This is a genomic window from Stenotrophomonas sp. CC22-02, from assembly GCF_004365115.1.
Lineage (GTDB): Bacteria > Pseudomonadota > Gammaproteobacteria > Xanthomonadales > Xanthomonadaceae > Stenotrophomonas > Stenotrophomonas forensis.
Genome location: NZ_SOCO01000001.1, coordinates 2,154,524 through 2,179,365, shown reverse-complemented (window position 1 = coordinate 2,179,365; position 24,842 = coordinate 2,154,524). Strand labels below are relative to the sequence as shown.

The 24,842-nt window shown below is 67.8% G+C and carries 21 protein-coding genes; 7 read left to right on the top strand and 14 right to left on the bottom strand.

The features are described from left to right. Window positions 1–74: 74 nt before the first annotated feature. From N440_RS10010 to N440_RS10000, 3 genes are read right to left on the bottom strand one after another with little or no spacing between them, the layout of a single operon-like run. On the bottom strand, window positions 75–299 hold the full coding sequence (locus N440_RS10010; protein ID WP_133934968.1) for a hypothetical protein: 225 nt from the start codon (window positions 297–299) through the stop codon (window positions 75–77). Beyond that, on the bottom strand, window positions 296–997 hold the full coding sequence (locus tag N440_RS10005) for a glutamine amidotransferase (RefSeq protein WP_133934967.1): 702 nt from the start codon (window positions 995–997) through the stop codon (window positions 296–298). The genes N440_RS10010 and N440_RS10005 overlap by 4 nt, the downstream gene beginning before the upstream one ends. Further along, window positions 994–1,767 (bottom strand): YggS family pyridoxal phosphate-dependent enzyme, encoded by a 774-nt coding sequence (locus N440_RS10000; protein ID WP_133934966.1) that lies wholly within the window; start codon window positions 1,765–1,767, stop codon window positions 994–996. The genes N440_RS10005 and N440_RS10000 overlap by 4 nt, the downstream gene beginning before the upstream one ends. A gap of 76 nt (window positions 1,768–1,843) precedes the next feature. On the opposite strand from N440_RS10000, the gene ptsJ reads away from it, so the two are divergent. Beyond that, window positions 1,844–3,130: a transcriptional regulator PtsJ gene (ptsJ, locus tag N440_RS09995; RefSeq protein WP_133934965.1), complete on the top strand. Its 1,287-nt coding sequence runs from the start codon at window positions 1,844–1,846 to the stop codon at window positions 3,128–3,130. A gap of 99 nt (window positions 3,131–3,229) precedes the next feature. Here ptsJ and N440_RS09990 read toward each other — a convergent pair whose 3' ends face one another. The 7 genes from N440_RS09990 to N440_RS09960 all read right to left on the bottom strand — a co-directional run bounded on the left by N440_RS09990 (window position 3,230) and on the right by N440_RS09960 (window position 11,877). Beyond that, the gene (locus N440_RS09990; RefSeq protein WP_006461333.1) at window positions 3,230–3,736 is read right to left on the bottom strand and encodes a hypothetical protein; all 507 of its coding nucleotides are present in this window, start codon (window positions 3,734–3,736) and stop codon (window positions 3,230–3,232) included. 81 nt (window positions 3,737–3,817) lie between these two features. Then, window positions 3,818–6,928 carry an error-prone DNA polymerase gene (locus N440_RS09985; protein WP_133934964.1) on the bottom strand — a complete coding sequence of 1,037 codons (3,111 nt, stop codon included), beginning with the start codon at window positions 6,926–6,928 and terminating at the stop codon, window positions 3,818–3,820. A gap of 6 nt (window positions 6,929–6,934) precedes the next feature. Continuing rightward, on the bottom strand, window positions 6,935–8,344 hold the full coding sequence (locus N440_RS09980; RefSeq protein ID WP_133934963.1) for a DNA polymerase Y family protein: 1,410 nt from the start codon (window positions 8,342–8,344) through the stop codon (window positions 6,935–6,937). 9 nt (window positions 8,345–8,353) lie between these two features. After that, complete coding sequence (gene imuA, locus N440_RS09975; protein ID WP_133934962.1) at window positions 8,354–8,968, bottom strand: translesion DNA synthesis-associated protein ImuA; 615 nt, start codon at window positions 8,966–8,968, stop codon at window positions 8,354–8,356. A 219-nt stretch (window positions 8,969–9,187) separates the two neighbouring features. After that, window positions 9,188–10,195 carry a cyclase family protein gene (locus tag N440_RS09970; RefSeq protein ID WP_133934961.1) on the bottom strand — a complete coding sequence of 336 codons (1,008 nt, stop codon included), beginning with the start codon at window positions 10,193–10,195 and terminating at the stop codon, window positions 9,188–9,190. Window positions 10,196–10,228: 33 nt separating this feature from the next. Next, entirely contained in the window at window positions 10,229–10,879 is a 651-nt protein-coding gene (locus tag N440_RS09965; RefSeq protein ID WP_006452002.1) for a DsbA family protein, read from the bottom strand. A gap of 92 nt (window positions 10,880–10,971) precedes the next feature. After that, the gene (locus tag N440_RS09960) at window positions 10,972–11,877 is read right to left on the bottom strand and encodes a LysR family transcriptional regulator (RefSeq protein WP_133934960.1); all 906 of its coding nucleotides are present in this window, start codon (window positions 11,875–11,877) and stop codon (window positions 10,972–10,974) included. Between the two features lie 187 nt (window positions 11,878–12,064). Here N440_RS09960 and N440_RS09955 point away from each other — a divergent pair, with 187 nt between their 5' ends. After that, entirely contained in the window at window positions 12,065–12,943 is an 879-nt protein-coding gene (locus tag N440_RS09955) for a sterol desaturase family protein (RefSeq protein ID WP_243831326.1), read from the top strand. Between the two features lie 9 nt (window positions 12,944–12,952). Here N440_RS09955 and N440_RS09950 read toward each other — a convergent pair whose 3' ends face one another. Together N440_RS09950 and N440_RS09940 are read right to left on the bottom strand one after the other, a co-directional pair. After that, the gene (locus N440_RS09950) at window positions 12,953–13,657 is read right to left on the bottom strand and encodes a helix-turn-helix domain-containing protein (RefSeq protein WP_133934958.1); all 705 of its coding nucleotides are present in this window, start codon (window positions 13,655–13,657) and stop codon (window positions 12,953–12,955) included. Window positions 13,658–13,944: 287 nt separating this feature from the next. Next, window positions 13,945–14,379: a glyoxalase/bleomycin resistance/dioxygenase family protein gene (locus N440_RS09940; RefSeq protein WP_040007487.1), complete on the bottom strand. Its 435-nt coding sequence runs from the start codon at window positions 14,377–14,379 to the stop codon at window positions 13,945–13,947. 338 nt (window positions 14,380–14,717) lie between these two features. Here N440_RS09940 and N440_RS09935 point away from each other — a divergent pair, with 338 nt between their 5' ends. After that, window positions 14,718–17,513, top strand: coding sequence for a glycoside hydrolase family 3 C-terminal domain-containing protein (locus N440_RS09935; RefSeq protein WP_133934957.1), 2,796 nt, complete (start codon window positions 14,718–14,720; stop codon window positions 17,511–17,513). A 103-nt stretch (window positions 17,514–17,616) separates the two neighbouring features. On the opposite strand, the gene N440_RS09930 is transcribed toward N440_RS09935, so the two are convergent. After that, window positions 17,617–18,513: a LysR family transcriptional regulator gene (locus tag N440_RS09930; protein WP_133934956.1), complete on the bottom strand. Its 897-nt coding sequence runs from the start codon at window positions 18,511–18,513 to the stop codon at window positions 17,617–17,619. 105 nt (window positions 18,514–18,618) lie between these two features. Here N440_RS09930 and N440_RS09925 point away from each other — a divergent pair, with 105 nt between their 5' ends. From N440_RS09925 to N440_RS09915, 3 genes are all read left to right on the top strand, one after another. After that, window positions 18,619–19,974: an MFS transporter gene (locus N440_RS09925; RefSeq protein ID WP_133934955.1), complete on the top strand. Its 1,356-nt coding sequence runs from the start codon at window positions 18,619–18,621 to the stop codon at window positions 19,972–19,974. A 2-nt stretch (window positions 19,975–19,976) separates the two neighbouring features. Continuing rightward, window positions 19,977–20,360 (top strand): DUF4440 domain-containing protein, encoded by a 384-nt coding sequence (locus N440_RS09920; protein ID WP_133934954.1) that lies wholly within the window; start codon window positions 19,977–19,979, stop codon window positions 20,358–20,360. Between the two features lie 178 nt (window positions 20,361–20,538). Continuing rightward, a complete protein-coding gene (locus N440_RS09915) occupies window positions 20,539–22,449 on the top strand; it encodes a CocE/NonD family hydrolase (protein WP_133934953.1) in 1,911 nt (636 codons plus the stop codon). 122 nt (window positions 22,450–22,571) lie between these two features. Here N440_RS09915 and N440_RS09910 read toward each other — a convergent pair whose 3' ends face one another. After that, the gene (locus N440_RS09910) at window positions 22,572–23,525 is read right to left on the bottom strand and encodes an AraC family transcriptional regulator (protein ID WP_053450050.1); all 954 of its coding nucleotides are present in this window, start codon (window positions 23,523–23,525) and stop codon (window positions 22,572–22,574) included. A 446-nt stretch (window positions 23,526–23,971) separates the two neighbouring features. Here N440_RS09910 and N440_RS09905 point away from each other — a divergent pair, with 446 nt between their 5' ends. Beyond that, window positions 23,972–24,730, top strand: coding sequence for an SDR family NAD(P)-dependent oxidoreductase (locus N440_RS09905; RefSeq protein WP_049458393.1), 759 nt, complete (start codon window positions 23,972–23,974; stop codon window positions 24,728–24,730). The last annotated feature ends 112 nt before the right edge of the window (window positions 24,731–24,842 follow it).

Sequence of the window (24,842 nt, the reverse complement as noted above, 5' to 3'; positions counted from 1 at the left end):
ATCATTTGCATCCATGGGTGGCCATCAGCCAGTGATGGACCCGCCAGCCGTTGGCCGGCATGCCCCCAAACGGGTCAGAGGTCGCGGTACTGGATCTGCGCGGCGAGCACGCGCAGGCCGTCAGCGTTGCTGGACAGGATGCGCTCCTCGCCGATACCTTTCTGCCGCTTCAGCAGGAAGCCCTGCTCGGCAGGCAGCTGCGCCGCGATGGCGTCCAGGCGCTGCAGGGCATCGGGCCCGCTGCAGTCGAAGTGGCCCCAGTAGGCGCCGTGGCGGTAGACCTGCAACCGGTAATTCATCGTGGCATCTCCGGCAGATCCTGCAGCCAGTGGTCGAACATTGCGGTGGCGGCGGCTGCCAGTGGTGCACCGTAGCGGCGCGCCTGCGCACGCAGGTCGTTCGGGTCGATGCCGGCCAGGGCCAGTTCCAGGGTGTGGCCGATCAGCCAGCGTTCGAACTGGCGCGCGTCCAGCTCCGGATGGCACTGTAGGGCCAGCGCGTGCTGACCGATGGCAAATGCCTGGTGGCGGCAGGCGGGCGTGCTGGCCAGGCGGCGTGCGCCCGGCGGGAGTTCGAAGCTTTCACCGTGCCAATGCAGTACCGGAATGCCCTGCAGGGCCTGCAGGGGCGAGCGCTGGCCGTCATCGGTGAGCAGCAGTGGCGCGAAACCGATCTCCTTGCCGCCACTGGCAACGACGCTGGCGCCGAGCGCGCGCGCCATCAGCTGCGCGCCGAGGCAGATGCCCAGGGTTGGCCGCTGCTGCTGCAGGCGACGCTGCAGCAGGGCGATGCTGTCGGTGACGAAGGGATAGGTTTCTGTGTCATTGGCACTGATCGGGCCACCCAGCACGACCAGCAGGTCGGCCGCTTCGGCATCGTCGAGCGGGTCGACACCGGCCTGCAGCACCTTCAGCTGCCAGCCCTGTGCCAGCAGCAGCGGCTTCAGGGTGCCGAGATCCTCGAAGGCAACGTGCTGCAGGACCACCGCGTGCTTCATGCCGGTGCTCCGCTGGTGGGCCAGTAGAAACTGTCCGGGGTGGCGCGGGCGCCGAAAATGGCCTGGCCGACGCGGACCACGGTGGCGCCTTCCTCGATCGCCACTTCGAAGTCACCGGACATGCCCATCGACAGCTGCGAGAGGTCGAGGCCGGCGGGCGCAGAGCACTGCAGCTGGTCGCGCAGTTCGCGCAGGCGCACGAAGCAGGCGCGCACGCGCTCGACCTCCGGGGTGAACACGGCCAGGGTCATCAGGCCGCGCACGCGCAGGCGATCGAAGGCCGGCAGCTGCTGCACGAAGTCCCCGACCGCGTCGGGTTCGAGTCCGTACTTGCTGGGTTCGGCCGAGGTGTTGACCTGTACGAATACATCCAGCATGCGGTCTTCCAGCTGCAGGCGCTGCTGCAGGGCCTCGGCCACGCGCAGGCTGTCCAGCGCCTGGAACTCGCTGGCGAAGCGCGCCACGTAGCGCGCCTTGTTGGTCTGCAGGTGGCCGATCACCGACCAGTGCACGCCCAGGTCGGCCATGGCCTCGGCCTTGCGTTGTGCCTCCTGGACCTTGTTCTCGCCCAGTTCGTGGCAGCCAGCGGCCACGGCCATGCGGATGCGGGCGTCATCGACGGTCTTGCTGACCGGCAGCAGGCGCACGCTTGCCGGATCACGGCCAGCGCGGGCGCAGGCGTCGGCGATGCGTTGGCGCACCGTGGCCAGGTTGGCGGCGATCTGTTCAACAGACTGGGCCATGGGCCAGTCGGCGGCGGCAAGGGGCATGCAGGCACCTCCAATGCGGGGTGGCCAGGGTGGGATACACTGGCACAGGACAAGAGCTATTTTGGCATAGGACAAAATGAAAATCACCGGGCATAGCGCCGAGTCGATCTTCGACAGCATCCGCGACGGTATCGGCAAGGGCCGCCTGCCGGCCGGCAGCGTGCTGCCGCCGGTGCGTGAGCTGGCCGAGCAGCTGGGGGTGAACCGTAATACCGTGGCCGCCGCCTACAAACGGCTGGACGCGGCAGGACTGGCCAGTACCGCGGGTCGGCGCGGTACGGTGGTGCGTGGTTTGCCACCGGCAATGGCACGCGAAGGCAGCACGCCGGGAGTGGCCCTGCATGACCTGGCCGGTGGCAATCCGGATCCGCGCCTGCTGCCGAACCTGCGACTGGCTCCGGCGGCGCCACGGTTATATGGGGTGGGCACGGTCGACCCGCGGTTGCAGGCGCTGGCACGGGCCTCGCTGGATGCGGATTGCCCCGAGGGGTATGCGCTGGAGCTGACCCATGGCGCGGTCGATGGCATCGAGCGCCTGCTGGCGGCCTGGCTGCTGCCGGGTGATCGCATCGCGGTGGAAGATCCATGTTTCCTCGGCAGCCTCAATGTACTCAACGCGGTAGGCCATGCGCCCTTGCCGGTGGCGGTGGATGCGCATGGCATGCAGGTCGAATCGCTGCGTGCCGCGCTGGAGGCCGGCGCACGCGCGGTGCTGCTGACCCCGCGTGCGCACAATCCGACCGGGGCCAGCCTGGATGCGAAGCGCGCACGGGCACTGCGGCAGCTGCTTACCCACTATCCGCAGGTGGCAGTGCTGATCGACGATCACTACGCGCTGCTCTCGCAGCAGGCCTACCATTCGGTGTTGCCGCTCGATGGCCGGCGCTGGGGGCTGTTGCGCTCGCTGTCCAAGCCGCTCGGCCCCGACCTGCGGCTGGCCTGGCTGGCCTGTGATGAGGAAACCGCGGCGCGGTTGCGGTTGCGGTTGGCATCGGGCACGGGCTGGGTCAGTCATCTTCTGCAGGACGCGGCCACCTCGGTGCTGGGCTCGGCGTCGCAGCGGGCGAAGATCGCGTCGGCAGGCGAGCGTTACCAGCAGCGCCTGCAGTCGCTGCAGGAACTGCTGCGTGCACGTGGCGTGGCGACGCCGCAGCCGATGGAAGGATTGAATCTGTGGCTGCCATTGCCAGCCGACAGCCATCCGCAGGTGCTGGCGCTCGCGTCGCGCGGATGGCATGTGCGCGCGGGCGAGGTGTTCGCGGTGGCGGCGCCCGGGCATGGCCTGCGCATCACCTGCGCGGCGCTGGGACAGGTGCAGCAGCGGCAGCTGGCCGACGATCTGGCGGCGGTGTTTGGACTGTAGAGTCGAGCTTGCTCGACTGCTCGTGCCAACAACAGTCGAGCAAGCTCGACTCTACAAAGGTGAAGCAAAGTCGAGCAAGCTCGACGCTACAAAAGCAGATCAGGGCGCGGCGTTGGCGCCCGGGCGCACGTAGTAGGACTGGCCGCTGTCATCGACGAACATCAGCTCCGGCTTGCCCTGCCAGGAGGTGAGCATCGCGCCGGTGTTGTTCTGGTGCTTGACCATCAGGCTTGCACCGCGGTCCGGGTTGGCCACCACCTTGAACACTTCGGTGGTGCCGGTGGCATCGTCCAGGGTCAGCAGGGCCTCGCCGCCGCGGTCGCTGGTGCCATAGCCACCGCGTTCGGAGCCGTCCGGGCCGAGCAGGATCAGGCCTGACAGGGCGGTCGCACGCGGCCCCTGGGTGCGGCCCTGGCTGAGAGGATCGGGAACCGGCGCGCCGAGGATCACCCGGGGTTGTCCGCTTTCATCGTGGATGACCAGCCCGCGTGCTTCGATGATGCGCTGTGGCGATTGGCTGCGGTGCAGGCTCCAGGCGGTCCAGCCGGACACCAGCAGGGCGAGGGTGGCGACCACCAGCGTGGTCAGCAGCAGTGCACGGGGCATCGTGTCGTCCTTCCTTGGATGTGCCGACGATAGCGGATGCGGACCGGCAATGGCCAGTTCGTTGTGTGACGTTGTGTATCGTCAGTGGAAATCGCGGCTGTGGCTGCGCAGTCCCTGCAGTAGTTCATCCAGGCAGTGCATGCGCTGCACGATGACATGCTGCACGCCATCGACGCGCTCCAGGCGGCCATCGATCTGCATCAGCTGGGTATCAACCAGCACCCGGTGCTGGCGATCAGCGAGGTGCCGCCAGACCACCGCGTTGACCATGCCGGTTTCGTCCTCAAGGGTGAGGAAGGTCACGCCACTGGCGGTCTGCGGACGCTGGCGCATGCGTACCAGACCGGCAATGCGCACGCGGCGGCCATGGCCGTGAGCCGCCAGTTGCGCGGCGTCCAGGCAGCCACGAGTGCGCAGCTGTGCGCGCAGGAACGAGATCGGATGGCGGCCAAGCGTGGTGCCGGTACTGCGGTAGTCGGCCTGCATGTCTTCCCAGGCGCTGGGCAGCGGCAACGGCACGCGGGCCTCGGCGGTGGCGCGGGCGTGGTCGAACAGCGGCAGCCGGTTTTCCACGCCGGAGATATCCCAGCGCGCACGATGGCGATGGCCGCTGAGCCCACGCAACGCGCCAGCATCGGCCAGCAGGCCCTGTTGGCGACGGTCCAGCGCGGTGCGCTGGCACAGGTCGCCCACGTCGTCGAAGGGGCGCCGCGCACGTTCTCGCATGATGGCCTGCACGGCAGGTTCGTTGCAGCCATCAATCAGGCGCAGGCCGAGCCGGATCGCGGCCGGCCCCTTGCTGAAATCCAGCGTGCAGTCCCAGTCGCTGTGGCGCACGTCCAGCGGCAGCACGCGGATGCCATGCCGGCGCGCGTCCTGCAGCAGCTGGTCGGGGCTGTAGAAGCCCAGTGGCTGACTGTTGATCAGGCTGGCGGTGAACGCAGCGGGGTGGTGGCACTTCAACCAGCAACTGGCATAGGTCAGCAGGGCGAAGCTGGCGGCATGGCTTTCCGGGAAGCCGTAATCGCCGAAGCCCTTGATCTGCTCGAACAGGTGCTCGCCGTACTCGCGGCTGAAGCCGTTCTTCAACATGCCGGCCAGCAGTTTTTCGCGATGCGGTTCCAGGCCACCACGGCGTTTCCACGCGGCCATCGAGCGGCGCAGGGCATCGGCCTCGCCCGGGGTGTAGCCAGCTGCATCCACCGCCAGCTGCATCACCTGTTCCTGGAACAGCGGCACGCCCAGGGTGCGCGCGAACACGCGCTCCAGCTGCGGCGGGTACAGCGGCTCCTCCAGGTTGTCCAACGCCTCTGGACCCTGTTCGCGCAGCAGGCGGCGCCGCTCCAGGTAGGGGTGCACCATGTCACCCTGGATCGGGCCGGGGCGCACGATCGCCACTTCGATCACCAGGTCGTAGAAGTTGCGCGGCTGCATGCGTGGCAGCATCGCCATCTGCGCGCGCGACTCGATCTGGAACACGCCGATGGTGTCGGCGGCGCTGATCATGTCGTAGGTGGGTGTGTCCTCATCGGGAATCGCATCCATGCGCCCACTGTGCAGCCCATGTTGCTGCAGCATCGCCAGGCACTTTCGGATGGCGGTGAGCATGCCCAGTGCCAGGCAGTCGACCTTCATCAGGCCGGTGGCATCCAGGTCATCCTTGTCCCACTGGATGACGGTGCGGTCGGCCATCGCCGCGTTCTCCACCGGCACCAGCGTCGACAGCGGATGCTCGGAAATCACGAAACCGCCCGGGTGCTGCGACAGGTGGCGTGGGAAATCGATCAGCTCGGCGGTCAGTGACAGCAGCCGGCGCATCAGCGCGGTCTCCGGATCGAAGCCGCGTTCGCGCAGGGTCTCCGGCAACGGCACGTGGCCGCCCCAGTGATCCATCGCCGCCCCCAGTTCGTTGACCTGGTCCATCGGCAGGCCGAGCGCACGGGCCACATCGCGGATCGCGCTGCGGCCGCGGTAACTGATCGCCACCGCGGTCAAGGCAGCACGTTCACGCCCATAGCGCTTGAACACGTACTGCAGCACTTCTTCGCGGCGCTCGTGCTCGAAGTCGATGTCGATATCCGGTGGTTCGTCGCGTTCGGCGGAGATGAAACGCTCGAACAACAGATTGCTGCGTGCCGGGTCGATCTCGGTCACGCCCAGCACGAAGCACACCGCCGAGTTGGCCGCCGAGCCACGGCCCTGGCAGAGGATGTCCTGGCTGCGCGCGAAGCGCACGATATCCTGCACGGTGAGGAAGTAGGAGGCGTAGTTCTTCTGCCGGATCAGCGCCAGTTCGTGTTCGATCTGCTTGCGCTGCGCCGGTTCGATGCCGTTCTTCCAACGCCAGGGAATGCCGCGCTCGACCAGCACGCGCAGCCAGCTGTCCGGGTCGTGCCCTTCCGGCACCAGTTCGCGCGGGTAGGTGTACTGCAGCTGCTCCAGGGTGAAGTGGCAGCGTTCGGCGATGCGCAGGGTCTCGGTCAGCAGTTCGGGCGGATACAGCTGGGCCAGTGCGGTGCGCGGACGCAGATGGCGCTCGCCATTGGGAAACAGGCGCCAGCCAGCCTCGGCTACGCTGCAGCGGTGGCGGATCGCGGTCAGCGTGTCCTGCAGCGCACGCCGGCGGCGCACGTGCATGTGCACATCACCACTGGCCACCAAGGGTAGCCGATGGCGTTCGCCGAAGGCCTGCAGCTGCTGCAGGCGATGCGCGTCGTCATGCTCGTGATGCAGCTCCACCGCCAGCCACAGGCGATCATTGAAGCCGGTGCGCAGCAGTTCCAGATCGGTGGCGGCCGGTTGCCGGTCCAGCCACAGGCAGAGCAGCCCGTCGGGCAGGCCGAGCAGGTCCTCGCGCAGGCAGCGGTATTCGCCCTTGGCCGCGCGCCGCCGGCAGGTGGTGATCAACTGGCACAGCCCGGCATAGGCGGCCTGGTCGGTGCACAGCAGGGCCAGCTTCGGCCCGTCCTCGACCTGGAATTCGGCGCCGACGATCAGCGCCACGCCATGCGTCTTCGCCGCCTGCCAGGCGCGCACGATGCCGGCCAGCGAGCACTCGTCGGTGATCGCCAGCGCCCGATAGCCCTGGCCGGCGGCGCGCGCGAACAGCTCTTCGGCAATCGAGGCGCCGCGCTGGAAACTGAACGCCGACAGGCAGTGCAGTTCGGCGTAGTCGGGCAGTTCACTGTGCATGAGGGCTCAGCCGAACCAGCCGTGCAGCATCCACGGTGCATGCGGATCGTTGCGTGTGCGGAAGGCCCAGCCGCGCTGGCCATGCGCGGTTTCCACCACGTAGTAGTCGCGCCGTGCGTCGGCCTGGTCCCACCAGCCCGATTCGATCCGCTCCGGCCCGGCGATGATGCGCAGGCGTGGATCGCGCAGTGGTTGCGGCGTATCCAGCAGCCAGCCCGGACGTAGCGGCCAGTACGATGGCGGCTTGACCGCCGGCTGGGTACCACTGGCGCGTTCGGGGCGATGGTCGGCCTGCACCGCCAGCGGCTGCACGGCGTCATCGCCCAAGCGCGCACGCAGGCGCTCGCGCAGCTGGGTCCAGGGCATCGCCTGCGCCGGCCGGGTATCGAACAGGTCGCGCGCGGCGGGCACGAAGGGCGGCAGCTGCTCGGCCCGCAGGCGCAGTGCGCGGCTGCCGGCGGGCAGGGCGAAGGCTTCCATGCGGTTGCGCGCGATTTCGAACAGCAGCGCAGGATCACGCTCCGGCGCCAGCAGGCCGATGGTCAGCACGCTGGGTGGCAGCAGGTCGTGTTCGAAATGCAGGTCGAAGCGCTGCACGCCACCATCGCGCGAGCACAGGAAGGCGGCCAGATCCAGCAGCAGGCGACGCAGCGGGAACAGCAGAGCCTGGCTGGATTCGATCTCGTACTCGAACTCGATGCGCGCATCGAAACGGTCGGGAGGCTGGTAGTAGCGCAGTGGAGCGGTGGGCAGGCCGCGCAACGCGTCCAGCTGCTGCAGCACGTCGGGGGCGAAGCGCCGGGCCAGGCTGTCGCGCGGCAGTGCGAGCACCGCACCCAGCGTGCGCAGGCCGGAGCGTCCCAGCACGGTCACTGCTTCGCTGGCCAGCCCGCAGCGCGGCAACGGCAGCTGTGCGAGTACCGCCGGCAGCTGCTGCGCATCGAGGCCGAGGCCATCGTGCACGTTGGCCAGCACGCGCGCGGCATGCGGCGTGGGCGCGGCCACCAGGCGATGGCGGAAACCCAGTTCGTGCAGTTCACCGCGCAGGCGTTTCTCGATGGTCAGCCAGTCACCGAACAGGGCACGGCTGGCACCGATCTCCAGCACCAGCGCATGCGGGAAATCGAGGCTGACCTGCGAACTGTAGGCATAGGCCCAGCTGGCCAGCAGCTGCCGGGTGTGCTGTTCGGCGTTCGGGTCGTAGTCGTGCAGGTGCATGTCCTGCACCAGCACCTGCGCTGCCGACAGCAGCATGCCCGGGCGCAGCCCCGCCGCGCGTGCGGACGGGCTGACCGCACGCAGCACGCGGCGTTGTGCCGGACCCTGCAGCAGCACCAGCGGCCGCTGCGGGTCCGGCTGCTGGCGCAGCACGCTGTCCAGCGCCAACTGCGGCAACAACAGGCAGGCCCAGTTCACGGCGCGGCCTCAGTGGCTGATGGCCAGGGGCAACGGCTGCGCCGGCGGCAGGCCGCCACGGCATTTCAGTACCCGCACCTGGCCGTGGTCGAGCTGCAGGCGCAGGCTGGCCGGGGAGGGGTTGCGCGCTGCCTGCGCCTCGCGGAACACGAAGCCCAGGCATTGGCCGCTGTCGGCGGCAACCTGCAGCCGGCGCAGGGCACGGTCGTCGGCCTGCTGTGGCCAGCACAGCACCGCGGCGCAGGCGGCCGAGCGCAGGCACTGTTCGGTGGCCCACAGCGCTTGCTTCGGCACGGCGTGGATGATCTGCAGCTGGGCCAGGTCCAGCCCGGCCGCCGCCCAGGCCGGCGCATGCGGGCGGTACGGGGGCGCGACCAGCACGATCGGGCGTCCGCGCTGGCTCAGCTTCGCCAGCGCCGGCCAGACCAGCGCCAGCTCGCCCACGCCGGGTGCTGCCTGCAGCACCTCGCACAGCCCGCTGGCCGGCCAGCCACCGCCGGGCAGGCGTGCATCCAGTGCCGGGTGGCCGCTGGCCAAGTGGTCGCTGGCCGGCCCTTGGCGGGCTGGGCCGCGCCACAGCTGGCGGCCATCCAGCAGCCGGTCGAGGGCGACGACGGCGCCCATCAGCCGGTCCTCCAGGGGAGGCGCCGGGCGGGCTGGGGGCGACAGGAATGGGCGGAAACGGCGGGCATGGAGCGAGTATCGACAGGCCGGTATCAGGGGCTGAGACCGGACATGCTACTCGCCATGTGAGTAAAATTACTAATGAAATTGATGGGTCGGGTTTCAGGTTGCTGAAGGGGGAAAGGAGTGCCGACCAGGGGCGGCACCCACAGGCCCCGGTTACGGGCGGACCGGCAACGCCACCGGGCGCAGCGGCGCGGCATCGCCACCGCGGATCTTCAACGGGCCGCCGATGAAGGCGAACTCGTAGACCTTGTCACGGGCCAGTTCGTCCAGCGCCACCAGTTCGATGATCGGCGCGCCCTGCTGGGCCAGCAGGTAGGTGTGCAGCGGCACGTAGTCATCGGACACTTCCGAAGGGAAGGTCTCGAAGCTGAGGTTGTCGGCGCCGACGATCATCGCGCCGCTGTCTTCGACCAGGAAGCGCGCGGCGTCCAGGCCCATGCCCGGCGGGTTGGCCATGTACGCCCTGGGCTGCTCGAACAGGCGCATGCGGCCGGTGCGGATCAGCACGATGTCACCCTGCTGCAGCTTCACCTGCTGGCGTGCCAGCGCATCCTTCAGGTCCTGGCGGGTGACGCGGTAGCTGTCCGGCAGCATGTCCACGCCCTTGGCACCGGCCACGTCGATCAGTACGCCACGCGCGATCAGCGGCGGGAATTTCTCGATGCCGGTGACCTTCCAGCCACGATCGCCGAGGTGCTTGTCGGCCTCGAAGCCGTTCCAGATCTTTCCGTGGATGCCGAAGTGGTTCAGCGCATCGATGTGGGTGCCGGTGTGGCTGTACATCGAGAACGCGGTGCCGGTGTAGCTGCGGGTGAGGTTCATGGTCTCGCCCACGCCCATCGGGTCGTCCATCACCGTGCCGCGCGGGGTGTGGGTCATCCAGAACTGGTAGTGCGGGTCGCCGGCGTCCTGCCAGCTGGGCATGCCGACGTAGTACTCGGTGGCCAGGTCATAGGCCTTGCCGCCGCTGACCCGCGACAGGATCGCTGCGCGCGACGCCTCGGTGATCAGGTTGAGGCGGCCGATTTCGTCCTTCGGCCCCCAGGGGCTGGTGCCGACCTGCTGGCCGGAAGGAACGCGTTCGTGTGCGGACACCGTGGTGGAAGCAGCGGTGCCGGCCAGCAGCAGGGCCAGTGCGGTGGCCAGGGTACGTGGGGTCATGGGGAATCTCCTTGCAGGGGGGAATGGTGCGGCTCAGGCCGCGACCAGCGGCGCCAGGGCCTGGCGCAGGTGCGGCAGCGGCAGGGTCTGCAGGCGCAGGCCGTTGCCGCCGATCACGGTGGGAATGGAACGGATGCCGAGTGCAGCAGCTTCGGCGCGGTCGGCCTGCACGCGTTGGCGTACTGCGTCGCTGCGCATGTGGTCAGCGAAGGCACCACGCGGGTGGCCGAGCGCTTCGGCGATGTCCAGCAGCACTTCGGCATCGCCGATGTTGCGGTGCTGGTGCAGGTGCGCCCACTGCACGGCATCGAACATCACGCCGTGGGCCTCATTGCCGCCAAGCATGCCGGCGGCCTGGCAGGCCAATGCGCCCAGCCAGCCGGAGGGATATTCGAAGTCCTGTGCACGCATGCCTTCGATATCGATGCGCGCGCTGTCTTCATGCGCGGCGCAGTCGGTCCAGTGGCGCAGGATGATCGCCTTGGCGCGCTCCATCGAGCCGAATACCTCGACCATCTGCGCGCGTGAGTCCTGCAGCACGAAGCTGCGATGGCGGACCTGGATGCCGAGTTCGGCCGAGACCTGCTGCAGGCGCGGGGCCAGCACGAAGCACCAGCCACAGACCACGTCGTGGAAGAAATCGACCACCGGCGCAGCAGCGGTGGGAGAAGAAACGGAAGACATCGGCCTGCCATCGGTGAGAGGGGAGGCGGCAGAGTAGGCAGCGCGGCGTGGCTGAAACAGCACGCCGCGGGCAGCTCAGTTTTCGCTGGCGGTTACGAATCCAGGCCGGCGCAGGCGGGCAGCTCGGCGTGCAGGAAATCGATGAAGGCGCGCACCTTGGGCTGCAGGTGCCGCGAGGTGGGGTAGACCGCATGCACGAAGCGCGGCGGATAGCGGTGGTCGGGCAGCACCTGCTGCAGTTCGCCGCGGGCCAGTGACGGCGCCGCCAGGAACGAGGGCAGGGCGCCGATGCCCATCCCGGCCACCAGCAGATCGCGCAGCATCAGGCTGTTGTTGACGGTGACGCGTGCCGGCAGGGTGATCGTCACCTGGCCATCGGGGCCGAGCAGCGGCCAGCTGCCGGGTGAGTCGGACAGGCTGTAGGCCAGCACGCTGTGCGCCTGCAGATCATCCACCGCCTGCGGTACCGGATGCTGCTGCAGGTAGGACGGGGCCGCGCACAGCACCTGCTGCAGCGAAGCCAGCCGGCGCGCCACCAATCGCGAGTCGTCCAGCTCGGCGCGCAGCCGCAGCGACACATCGAAGCCTTCGCCGACCGCATCGAGCAGGCGGTCTTCCATCACCAGGTCCAGCGACAGCTGCGGATGCTGCTGCAGGAAGCGCGGCAGCAGCGGCGACAGCGTGCTCAGCGCGAACGACTGTGGCGCATTGACGCGCAGCCGCCCGGCCACTTCGCCACGCTGTTCGGCGATGCCACGTTCCAGCGCGTCCAGCTCGTCGAGCAGGCGGCAGCACTCACGGTAATAGGCATGGCCGGTTTCGGTCAGGCTCATGCGGCGCGTGGTCCGCTGCAGCAGCACCACGCCCAGGTGGGTCTCCAGCGTGCGCAGCTGCTTGCTCAGCCCGGCTGGCGACATGCCCAGGTCTTCGGCGGCACGGGCCAGCCCGCCGCGTTCGACGATGCGGCGGAAGGCACGCATCAGGTTGAAGGAGTCCATGCCGGTCCCGGGCGCGATGAGGGCGCCATTGTAGATCCACGTCAGGCGTGGATGCGGGAATGCGGTGCCGATCAGGATGGGCATCCAGCAGGCGCGTGCCGGATTGCGCCGTTTGTTCAAGCTGGCAACCGTCGCATCGCGCCAGCATGCAGGCCCCTCACGTTTCGGGTTGCCCATGAAGCACTGGATGCTCCGCCTGTATGCCCCGTTGTTCCTGCTCGGTTTCGTTGCCGCCGCCGTCGTCTGGGTCGGCCGCCTGCACGGCGATCCGCTATGGCTGCTGGCCTTGCTGGCGGTCGCCATCGCGGTCTCGTTCGCTGCCGAGCGTGCCTGGCCGTATGACCCCGCGTTCAACCACGACCAGGGCGACAGCCTGCGTGACACCCTGCATGCGCTGGTCAACGAAAGCCTGAACCTGCTGTCGATCGCCGCGGTGCCGCTGTTGGCGGCGATCATTCCATGGCAGGCCTGGCCGGTGCAGTGGCCCTTCGCGCTGCAGGTACTGCTGGCCATCGTCTGCGCCGATCTCGGCATCACCCTGGTGCACTACGCCAGCCACCGCATCGGCTGGCTGTGGCGGCTGCATGCGGTGCATCACAGCGTCACCCGCATGTACGGCTTCAACGGCCTGATGAAACACCCACTGCACCAGGCGGCCGAAGCAGTGGGCGGTGTGCTGCCGCTGCTGGTGCTGGGCCTGCCGATGCCGGTGGCGGCGGTGCTGGCGTTCGCCATTGCCATCCAGCTGCTGCTGCAGCATTCCAACGTGGACATGCGCCCCGGTGTGCTGGGCCGGGTGATGGCGTGGGCGCCGCTGCACCGTTTCCACCACATGCGCTACGGCACCGCCGGCGACGTCAACTTCGGCCTGTTCCTGACCGTCTGGGATCATCTGCTGGGAACCGCCTTCGATGCACCGGGCTATCGGCTGCGGCAACACGATCTGGGCATCGGCAGCCAGCCGGATTATCCGCGCGATTATCCCGGGCAGCTGCTGGCACCGTTCCGTGAGCTGCCACATGGCGAGGTACCGGAGCTGCCCGAAGGGTTGCGCAGGCGCGGATGATCCCGCATGTCAGGTCGCGCGCAGCTGCAGGCCCTGCAGCTGCGCGGCACCGATGCCGAACATGCGGTGCAGGTTGCGTGACAGATGGGCCAGGTCGGCGAACCCGGCCGCGTGGGCACTGTCGGTCAGGCTGTGTCCACGCAGATGATGCGCGAGCGCATTGCGCAGTCGTTGCCACAGTACCCAGCCGCGCAGGGTCACCGACAGGTCTGACTGGAAGCGCCGATGCAGCTGGCTGGTCGACAGATGCGCCGCTTCGGCGATATCGGTGGCCGGCACCGGGCCAGGCAGGTAGTGGGTGATACGGGCCAGTGCCGCCTGCACGCGCCGATCCAGCGGCTGCGGACGGCTCAGTCGTGGCAGCCAGTCCTGCAGTGCCACCGCGTTGCCCGGCAGAGCGTGCAGATACCGCTGGATCTGGGTGGGATCGGCATGTGCCGGCTCAAGAAATACCGTGCAACCGTCCTGTGGTGCCGACAGGATGGCATGCGACTGGAAGGAAGGCAGCCACAGGCGTTGACCCTGCTGCCGCACGCCATCGACCTCGACCTGCCACGCTGCACCGTCGCTCAGCAGCAGTTGATGGGCGTAGTGCGCATGCGCAGCGCTGCCACCGGCATGGCCCTGCAGCACGGCCACGTGAGCATCCAGCAGCAGCGTGCCATTCCAGGGCAGGGCGGGAGAGGACATGGAGGAATTGTAGGTCCACGCCATGCGTGGATGAATCTCCATCGAAATCGAATATTTCGACAATTGATCGAAGAGCATCCACGCATGGCGTGGATCTACTGCAGATCGCGGCGAATTGTCGAAGGCGGGGTGGGTCCGGTTGCGGGGGCGTGAGCGCCATGGATGGCGCGACCGAGGCTACATGGACGTACTTGCGCCGTCCCCCGCAACCGGACCCACCCCGCCACCCCACAGGAGCCCAGCTTTTGCTTCTGCTGTTGCATTGGCCGTTGCCTCGGCGGGTGCCGGACGCAGCCCGGCCGTGCGTGCCCTCAGCGTCCGTGCGGGTCGGGTCGGTGATGCACGTACTCGACCACCGTGCCATCGGGATGCACTGCGTTGAATGCCGCCCCGGTCGGCACCACCTGCAGCGGGAAGATGATTTCGGCCCCCGCCGCGACCAGCCGGTCGTGATAAGGCCGCACGTCATCGACCAGCAGCGTCCCGGTGGTCGAAGTGAAGGGGGCCAGCGCTTCCTCGCACCCTTCGATCAGCAGGAAGGCTCCGACCATCGCCAGGCGCAGGCCGGCATCGGGGAACGGGAAGCCCGCATCGGCCACGACGCCCTGCAACTGCTCATAGAAAGCCACGCTCTGCTCCAGCTGGCCCGGGGCCACGAACACCCGGATCAACACGCGTGGGCTGCGTTGGCTCGAGGTATCACAGCGGTCGCGCCAGAGATGATCGAAGTCGCGGTGTATGTTCATGGGCGGGGTTCAGGGCCGGTGACGCCCCATTATCGGCAGCCCCGTGCGGCCTGCTGATGACTGCCGGTGATGGCCTGATAACCGGCGGCCAGGTTGCCCCTGTGACTTAGGTCCTGTTGACAGGTGTGAACGCCCTCGCACAATCTTCACATGATTGGGCCGCCCTGCGCGGCCCGGACAGGCAGGTTGTCACGCCGGGAGGAGGGTCCCGCGCGCAGACCGGCCCGTCCTTCGGCCTGCGGGACGTTGCCTGGCAACCCCTGCGCGGCATGAACGCTGCACCCTTCGGCGGCACTTTCCCTGGACCGATTGCCTTGGCAACGGAATTACGCCTGCCGATGAAAACGTTTACAAAGCCGCTTGCCCTCTCCCTCGCCCTGTCTGCTGCGCTCGCCGCCCCGGCCTGGGCCGACCCTGCGGCGTTCACCGTGTTGACCCTGGAACAGGCGCCCGGCGCCGAAGCAATGCCGGCGCTGGCTGCGCAGCTGAAGAGCCTGAAGGTGGACGCGGTGAGCGTGCGCCAGGTGCAGCGCGGCATCGGCCAGGTCGATCCGCTGCAGGTGCTGGCCGATGGGCTGGGCTACGAGTACCGCTTCATTGCTGCGGGCAAGGACGATGGCCAGACCCAGCGTGGCCAGGCTGTGCTGACCCGGCTGCCGATCGCCGCTGAGTCCGGCCCCGACCAGCCGGGCCTGAACTACCTGCGCCTGGACGATGGCCGCCACACCGTCGCGGTCTATACCGATGCCGGTGCAGGCGCGGCACAGCTGCCGGCGCTGGTCACGCGCTCGCGGCTGGGTGCGCCGGCGGTGCTGCTCGGTGCCGTGGCTGGCGAATCGGCCACGGCGGCTGGCTTCGATCCGGCGCGTGTCGCACTGGAAGCGGACGCCAGCTACTTCAGCGATGGCTTCCAGGCTGCCAGCAGCGCGCCGTTCAAGGTGGAAGGCAGCAGCCTGCGTGCCACGCTGCTGACCCTGGCCTACGTGGCCGACAAGGGCGGCGAGCAGCCGTGGATGGACACCACCCTCAACGCCGACGCGCGCGCCGCGCTGCTGCTGAAGGCGATGACAGAGGATGAGAAGTTCCAGATGCTGCACAGCTACTTCGGGCTGGGCAAGGACGGTGGTCCGCTGCCGGAAGGCGCGGTCGGTTCGGCCGGCTTCGTCCCGGCGGTGCCGCGCCTGGGCATTCCCTCGCAGCAGTCGGCCGATGCCGGCGTGGGCGTGACCAATCCGGGTGGCATCCGTCCGGGCGACTTCGCCACCGCGATGCCGTCGGGCCCGTCCACTGCATCCAGCTGGAACCGCGAAGTGGCCTTTGCCGGCGGCGCGACCATGGGCCGCGAGGCCTGGCAGCAGCGCTTCAACATCCTGCTGTCGGGCAGCGTCAACCTGCAGCGCGACCCGCGCAACGGCCGCAATTTCGAGTATGCCGGTGAAGATCCGCTGCTGGCCGGTTCGATGGTCGGTGCGCTGATCCAGGGCGTGCAGAGCCAGCACGTGATCTCCTCGATGAAGCACTTCGCGCTGAACGACATGGAGACCCGCCGCAACTTCCACGACGTGCGCATCGGCGAACAGGCCATGCACGAGTCGGACCTGCTGGCCTTCGAGATCGCGCTGGAGGCAGGCCGCCCGGGCGTGGCGATGTGTTCGTACAACAAGATCAATGGCACCTACGGCTGCGAGAACGGCTACCTGATGAACCAGGTGCTGAAGCAGGAATGGAAGTTCCCCGGTTTCGTGATGTCCGACTGGGGTGGCGTGCACAGTGGCTCGAAGGCGGCGCTGGCCGGCCTGGACCAGCAGTCGGCCGGTGAAGTGTTCGATGCGGCGGTGTTCTTCGACGAACCGCTGCGCCTGGCCGTGCACGGTGGCGTAGTGCCGCAGGCGCGCCTGAACGACATGGTGGCGCGCATCCTGCGCACGATGTTCCTGCACGGCAACTTCGACAACCCGCCGCAGCACCAGAAGGTCGACGCCGAGGCCGGTTTCGCCGTCGCCCAGCGCACCGTGGAAGAAGGCAGCGTGCTGCTGCGCAACGAGGGCAACCTGCTGCCGCTGGCCGACAGCGTGAAGCGCATCGTCATCATCGGTGGCCATGCCGACAAGGGCGTGATCGGTGGCGGCGGTTCGTCGATGGTGGGCGTGACCGCCAAGGGCACCAATGCGGTGCCGGGCGTGATGCCGACCACCTGGCCGGGCCCGGTGATCTTCCACCCGTCTTCGCCGCTGGAATCGCTGCGCGCTGCACGCCCGGACGCGACCATCGAGTATGTGGACGGCAGCAATGCCGCCGCTGCAGCCAAGGCTGCCGCGCAGGCCGACGTCGCCATCGTGTTCGCCACCCAGTGGGCGGCAGAATCGGTGGACCTGCCGGACATGCAGCTGCCGGACAACCAGGACGCCCTGATCTCGGCCGTGGCCAAGGCCAACCCGAAGACCGTGCTGGTGCTGGAAACCAACGGCCCGGTGCGCACGCCGTGGCTGGCGCAGGTGCCGGCGATGCTGCAGGCGTGGTATCCGGGCATCCGTGGTGGCGAAGGCATCGCCGCGCTGCTGACCGGCCAGATCAACCCGTCCGGCCGCCTGCCGGTGACCTGGGTGGTGGACGAATCGCAGTTGCCGCGCCCGCATATCGACGGCCTCGGCTTCAAGCCAGCCAAGCCGTTCGGTGATGTGTTCGATTTCGATATCGAAGGCGCCAACGTCGGCTACAAGTGGATGGCGGCCAAGGGCCTGACCCCGACCTTCGCCTTCGGCCACGGCCTGTCCTACACCACGTTTGCCTATGAAAACCTGAAGGTGAGCGTGGAAGGCTCGCGCCTGGTCGCCAGCGTCGACATCCGCAACACCGGCAAGCGCGCCGGTGCCGACGTCGCCCAGCTGTACCTGAAGCTGCCGGCCGGCAGCACCACGCCGATCCGCCTGATTGGCTATGACAAGGTGAACCTGCAGCCGGGCGAACAGCGCCGCATCCGCATCGAGGCCGAGCCGAAGACCCTGGCCCATTACGATGCACAGGCGCGCCAGTGGAAGATCGCTGGTGGCACCTACCAGGTGCAGCTGTCGCGCAACGCCGCCGAGCCGTTGCAGAGCGTGGACGTGCAGCTGGTGGAGCAGGTGCTGCGCTGATGCCTGAGGACACGGCCCTGCAACGGGCCGTGTCTGAAAAAGGGGACGGAGGGAATTAAGTCGTTTATGGCAAAAACGACTTAATTCCCTCCGTCCCCTTTTTTCATGCAGTGAACCAGTCGCGCAGGAAATCGATCAGCTGCCGCACTTTGGGCGACGGCTGTGCGCTGTGTGGATAGACCGCGTACACGCTCTGCTGTGGGAAACGGTGATGGCGCAGTACTGGCCGCAGCCTGTTCATGGCCAGGTCGTCCTCGATCAGCCAGTGGGGAAGAACGGTGACCCCGGCGCCGGCCACGGCGAAGGCGCGCAGGCTGCTGGCGCCATCCACGCGTACCACCGCAGTGCCCGGGTTGGTGGCAAACAGGGCGTCGCTGCCGTCAGGGGCCACCACCGGCACGTCGGCCAGGCGCGGATAGCCCAGACGGGGCAGGGTGCCCAGTTGTACCGGATCATCGACGGCCTCGGCGGAGGGTAGGCGTGCCAGCAGGGAAGGGGCTGCCACTGCACACAGCGGATGCCGTTCCAGTTCGATGGCATGCAGCCCTGAATCGGGCAGGCGGCCCAGACGGATCGCCAGATCAAAACGCTCCGGAATGAGGTCGGCCGGTGCCGGCGAGGTCGACAGATGCAGTTGCAGAGCCGGGTGGCGCGCGCGGAATGCCTCCAGCGCCGGGATCAGGCGCAGCTGTGCGTACTCCGGTGTGGTGGTCAGGCGCAGTACGCCCTGCAGCTGGTGCTGGTCGCGGCGCGCGGCATCGATCGCCGCCTGTGCAGCATCCAGCGCCTGCACGCAGTGCTGCAGGAACTGTTCACCGGCCTCGGTCAGGGCCAGGTGACGGGTACTGCGCAGCAGCAGCGTCACGCCCAGCTCCTGTTCCAGCCGCTTCAGGTTGAAGCTGACCACCGCGCGGCTCAGGCCGAGGCGGTCGGCCGCCGCGGTCAGGCTTCCGGCCTCGACCACAGCGCGGAAGATGTCGAAGCGATCGAGGCTGACCATGGGCATCAATTGTCAAAACAGATTTGACAGTGTTGCAGTTGTCGTATTGTTTTTCCAACAGGGCCGGGAAGGCATGCTGGCCGCTTCCCTGCTGGAGCGCCGCCGATGCCGTCCCCCCGCCTGCGCCATGAGGCGATCTTCCTGCTGGTGTTCGCCCTGGACCTGGTCAACATGTTCATTGCCACGGTGGCCTATCCGGCATTGGCGGCCGAGCTGCATGCCGACGTCGGCACCCTGGCCTGGGTCGGCACCGCCTACATGCTGGGCCTGAGCGTGGTGATCCCGTTGGCGCCGTGGCTGGCCGCGCGCTGTGGCGAGCGCCGCCTGCTGCTGGTGGCACTGCTGCTGTTCGCGGCCGCCGCTGCGCTGGCTGGCGCCGCGCCGGGTATCGGCTGGCTGCTGGGGTGGCGCCTGCTGCAGGGGCTGGCCGGTGGCCTGCTGATTCCGGTGGCACAGGCGGCAGCGTACCGGCAGTGCACGCCCGACCAACGTGGCGCGTTGACCCGGCGCATCCTGCTGGTGGCGTTGCTGGTGCCGGCACTGGCGCCCGCGCTGGGCGGGCTGCTGGTGCAGTGGCTGTCCTGGCGCGGTGTGCTCTGGGCCAGCCTGCCGCTGGCAGTGATGGCGATTGGGCTAGTGCTGGCGTGGATGCCGGCCGATGGCGCGCGTAGTGCACCGCGCCTTCAAGCCCATGCGCTGACCACCGCGATGGCGGCGCTGGGCGCGCTGCTGCTGGCGTTGACCTGGCTGGGCGAACCCGGGCATCGTCTTGCCGGTAGCGGGTTGCTGATGGTCGCGGTGGTGCTCGCCGTCGTCCACCTGCGGCATGCACGTCGGCAGCCGCAGCCCCTGCTGCGCTGGTCGCTGCTGTCCCATCGCAGCCTGCGCCTGGCGATGCTGGTGTATCTGGCGGTGCCGGGCGTGTTCATCGGCAGCCAGCTGGTCAGCACTCTGCAACTCCACCAGGCCGGTTACAGCGCCGCGCGCATCGGTGCGCTGATGCTGCCGTGGGCGCTGGCCTCGGCCATCGCGATCACCGCCAGCAAGCGCCTGCTGGCTCGCTTCGGCCCGGCCGCAGTGCTGCGTGCCGGCATGTTCCTGCAGGCCAGTGGCCTGCTGGCGATGGCGCTGTTGCCACAGCCGGTGCTTGCGCTGGCCGGGCTGCTGTTCGCGCTGATGGGTGCTGGCGGCAGCCTGTGCAGCAGCACCGCGCAGACGCTGGCCTTCCATGGGGTCGAGGGCGAAGCGCTGGGAGATGCCAGTGCACTCTGGAACCTCAACCGCCAGCTCAGCTTCTGCCTGGGCACGGCCACCATCGCGCTGCTGCTGGCACTGGCCATGCAGTGGCTGCCGGCCCGCGCCACTGGCGTGGCGCTGGGCCTGGCCGCCGTATTGACCCTGCTGCCGATGCTGCTGTTGCGTCGGCCGAAGCAGCTTCTTCTTCCACACCCCGGGAATTGATGATGGATAGCACCGCAGAACATGAAATCCACTACCTGCACGACAAGCTGCAGGCTTGGTTCCGCGCCGAGATCGGCATCGACGCACTGGACGATCTGATGGCGCATTTCTGCGCGGACTTCAGCATGGTCGGTATCGCCGGCCGCCGGCTGGACCGGGATGCCGTGCAGGCATTGTTCGCCGGTGCCCATGGCGCACGGGCAGGGCTGAAGATCTCCATCGACGCCGTGCAGGCGGTGGAAGCGCCTTCACCGCTGGCGGTGCTGCGCTATCGCGAAGGGCATTCGATCGATGGCGGCGCACCCGCATGGCGGGAGTCGCTGGCGGTACTGAGGCAGGAGCAGGGGCGCTGGTGCTGGCTGGCGCTGCATGAGGTGGCTGCCTGATCGGTAGTGCCGGCCGCTGGCCGGCAACGCCATGATCCTGGCGTTGCCGACCAGCGGCCGAGCGACGGCACATGTGCCATCAGTCCTGCCCGTATCCACCGCAGAATGCAAAGCCCGCCCACACTTCACGGCACATGGCAGGAGTAGGCTTGAGGCTTTCCTGCCGGGAGGGGTCTCCATGCGTGTGCGTGCCGTTGCTGTAGCCATCGCCCTTTGCCTGTCCAGCACCGTGCTGGCTGCCGATACCCCGCCGATGACCCCGGACATCAGCGGCAAACCCTTCGCCGCGCCGGATGTCGGCCGCGACTACGACAAGCGCGTGGTGATGGTGCCGATGCGCGATGGCACCAGGCTGTATACGGTGATCGTGGTGCCCAAGGGTGCCCACAATGCGCCCATCCTGCTGACCCGCACGCCCTACGATGCCGCTGGCCGTGCCAACCGCAGTGATTCGCCGCGCATGCGCGACCTGCTGCCGCAGGGCGACGAGGTGTTCGTCGATGGTGGCTACATCCGCGTCTTCCAGGACATCCGTGGCAAGTACGGCTCCGAAGGGGATTACGTGATGACCCGGCCGCTGCGCGGGCCATTGAACAACACCAGGGTCGACCATTCCACCGACGCCTGGGACACCATCGACTGGCTGGTGAAGAACGTGCCCGAGAGCAACGGCAAGGTCGGCATGCTCGGTTCGTCGTATGAAGGCTTCACCGTGGTGATGGCGCTGACCGACCCGCACCCGGCGCTGAAGGTGGCTGCACCGCAGAGCCCGATGGTGGATGGCTGGATGGGTGACGACTGGCTCAACTACGGCGCGTTCCGCCAGGTCAACTTCAACTATTTCGCGATGCAGACCGAGAAGCGCGGCAAGGGCACGCCGCTGCCCAGCCTCGGCTACGACGACTACAGCACCTTCCTGCGCATCGGTTCGGCCGGCGACTACGCACGGTTCACCGGCGTGGACCAGCTGACCTGGTGGAAGAAGCTGGTCGAGCATCCGGCCTATGACGCCTTCTGGCAGGGCCAGGCGCTGGACGCGGTGATGGCCAGGACGCCGTTGAAGGTGCCGACCATGTGGCTGCAGGGCCTGTGGGACCAGGAAGACATGTGGGGTGCCAACCACGCCTACCAGGCGATGGAAGGGCGCGACAGCGGCAACAACCGCAACTACCTGGTGATGGGCCCGTGGCGGCACAGCCAGGTGAACTACAGTGGCAGCGAACTGGGTGCGCTGAAGTTCGATGGCGATACCGCGCTGCAGTTCCGCCGCGATGTGCTCAAGCCGTTCTTCGACCAGTACCTGGTGGACGGTGCACCGAAGGCCGACACGCCGCCGGTGTTGATCTACAACACCGGCGAGAATCACTGGGACCGCCTGAAGGGCTGGCCGCGCAGCTGTGACAAGGGCTGTGCCGCCAGCAGCAAGCCGCTGTACCTGCGCGCCGGCGGCAAGCTGGCGTTCCAGGCACCGGCGGCGGGCGAGGGCGACTTCGAGGAATACGTGTCCGATCCGGCCAAGCCGGTGCCGTTCGTGCCGCGACCGGTGCGCTTCAGCGACCGCGACATGTGGACCACCTGGCTGGTCAAGGACCAGCGCTTCGTCGATGGCCGCCCGGACGTGCTGACCTTCATCACCGAACCGCTGAGCGCGCCGCTGCGCATCGGCGGCGCGCCGGTGGTGCATCTGCAGGCATCGACCAGCGGCACCGACAGCGACTGGGTGGTGAAGCTGATCGACGTGTATCCGGATCAGGAAGCGTCGACGCCGGAAATGGGCGGCTATGAGCTGCCGGTATCGCTGGCGATCTTCCGCGGCCGTTACCGTGAGGGCTTCAGCGATCCGAAGCCGCTGGCTGCCAACGAAGTGCTGCCGTACCGATTCGATCTGCCCAACGCCAACCACACCTTCCAGAAGGGGCACCGGGTGATGGTGCAGGTGCAGTCCAGCCTGTTCCCGCTGTACGACCGCAACCCGCAGACCTACGTGCCGAACATCTACCTGGCCAAGCCGGGCGACTACCATAAGGCCACGCAGCGGGTCTGGCACAGCGCGGCGCAGGCCAGCTACATCGATCTGCCGGTGTATTGAGGTTGATGAGGCGCGCCGGGCACGCGATGCCCGGCGGCCGCGGTAGTGCCGGCCGCTGGCCGGCATCGGTGATGGTGTGGGAGCGTGTCGACCAAGGTCGACACCTACCAGGGCAGAAGCTGCTACCCGACCTTTGACGGGCCGGTGCGCCAGCGGCTGGGTACCAGGCCGAAGCGCTTGCGGAATGCGGCCGCGAAGTTGCTGGGATGGCGATAGCCACTGGCGGCCGCAGCCTGCTCGACGGTCCAGCCGTCTTCGCGCAGGCCCTGTTCGGCGTGGCGCATGCGCTGCTCGTGCAGGTAGTCGAACACCGAGCAGCCATACTGCTGGGCGAAATGGCGGCGCAGCGAGCTCGGGCTCATGCAGGCCAGTTGCGCCAGTTCGAGCAGGCTGTGGGCGTGGCTGGGATCGTCGTGCAGATAGGCGCGCACGCGCTCCAGGCGCTCGCGCTGTCCCGCGCGCAGCGTTCGCACGTGGTCGGTCTGCAGATCCTCGGCCTGCAGGCCGACGGCCAGCAGCTGCAGGGCCACGCCCTCGCGCCACAGCGCATCGATGCCGTCCTGCCAGGGGCTGTCGAACAGCTGGCCCAGCACCGGCAGCAGGGTGTGCGGAATCGCCCAGTGGCGGCACTCCAGGTGGGTGTTGAGCGCAGCATGCAGTTGCGGGAGCTGGAACAGGTCCGGATCGATCTCGGCCGGTACCATCACGCTGACCCCGCGCATGCGCGTCTCGCCTGGGTGTGCGCCGGTCATCTCGACCTGCTCGCGATGGTGCGCCGTCATCGCAGTGCCGGCGCGCAGAGTGAAGCCCGCGCGTCGTGGCATGCGGACGTCGACCTGGCCCTGCAGCATTACGCGGATGGCCAGCCCCGGGCTCTGCTGGGCGGTGGCGACGTACGGGAAACGATTATGCACGTCGGACGCGATCAGGCTCATGCCGCCGCGCAGGAACTGCTCGTTGACCTCGCCGTGGCCGGCCCACTGGTCGTCGCGCAGGTGTTCCGGATCGGCGCGGTAATCAAAGCCGTGGCGGTGGCCGAAACGGCGGTAATCGGCAAAAGTGAAGTATCGGGACATTGCTCGGCACGTACGCAGGAGGTGGACGCTGGCTGTACCTGGCCCATGCGCTCTGCGATGCAGATGCACGTCCGGTCGTGGCCTGTGCAGACCCGCTGCGATGCGGTGGCGACGGCATGCCGGATGGCTGGGGAAACGCCAGATTGGAATGTGTGTGTCGAAGAAACTGGAAACGTTTCCCATTGTCGCCCTGATTCATCTGCATTTGATTTCGAGATGGTCAAAACGATTGATCAATACGGCCAAGTTGATTGCTGCGCAGAACATACGGCGGCGTTTTGCGTGCATATCCATACGTAATTCCCTACATCAACTTGAGTTGAGGTTTTATGGGTGGAACGATCATTCGTGGACGCATTGTCTGCCGGGTCATCACAGGCAACGTCGTAGCGTGAGGGTTCAACTGCGGCCAGCCGCATCGAAACCCCCACAGATGGAGAATGCAGATGATTGATTACCAGCTCACCGGCAAGACCGCGATCGTGACCGGAGGTGTATCCGGCATCGGTCTGGCGGTCGCACAGACCCTGGCTGCGTCCGGTGCGCGTATTTCGGTCTGGGATCTGAAACAGGACGCGGTGGATGCGACGGTGGCGCAGCTGCAGGGCAGCGGTGCGCAGGCGATCGGCATTGCGCTGGACGTAACCGATGATGCCGCCGTCGAGGCAGCGGTGCAGCGCACGGTGAAGGAACTGGGCGGCCTGCATGTAGCGGTCAACAACGCCGGCATCGGCGGACCGGCCGCCAGCAGCGGTGATTATCCGATCGATGGCTGGCAGCGCGTGATCGATGTCAACCTGACCAGCGTATTCCTGTGCCAGCGTGCGCAGATCCAGGCGATGCGTACAGCGGGTTCCGGTGGCAGCATCATCAACATGGCGTCGATCCTGGGCCAGGTGGGCTATGCGGGTTCCACCGCCTATGTCGCGGCCAAGCACGGCGTGGTCGGGCTGACCCAGACCGCTGCCTGGGAGCATGCGGGCGACGGTATCCGCGTCAACGCGGTCGGTCCGGGGTTCATCAGCACGCCGCTGCTGGAGAAGATGGACCCCAAGGTGCGCGCCACGCTGGAAGGGCGGCACGCGCTGAAGCGGCTGGGCACGGCCGAGGAAGTGGCGGCGCTGGTGGCCTGGCTGGCCAGCGACGATGCCTCGTTCGCGACCGGCACCTATTACGCGATCGATGGTGGCTATCTGGCGCAATGATGCGTTGATCGCCGATGGCGCCGGGGGCGGCCTGGCGCCACCGGGTGAACGAGCCGTGGTGCTGCCTTCACCCTCGTCCCACGCTGTGCACGCAACGCTGCCGGAAACACCC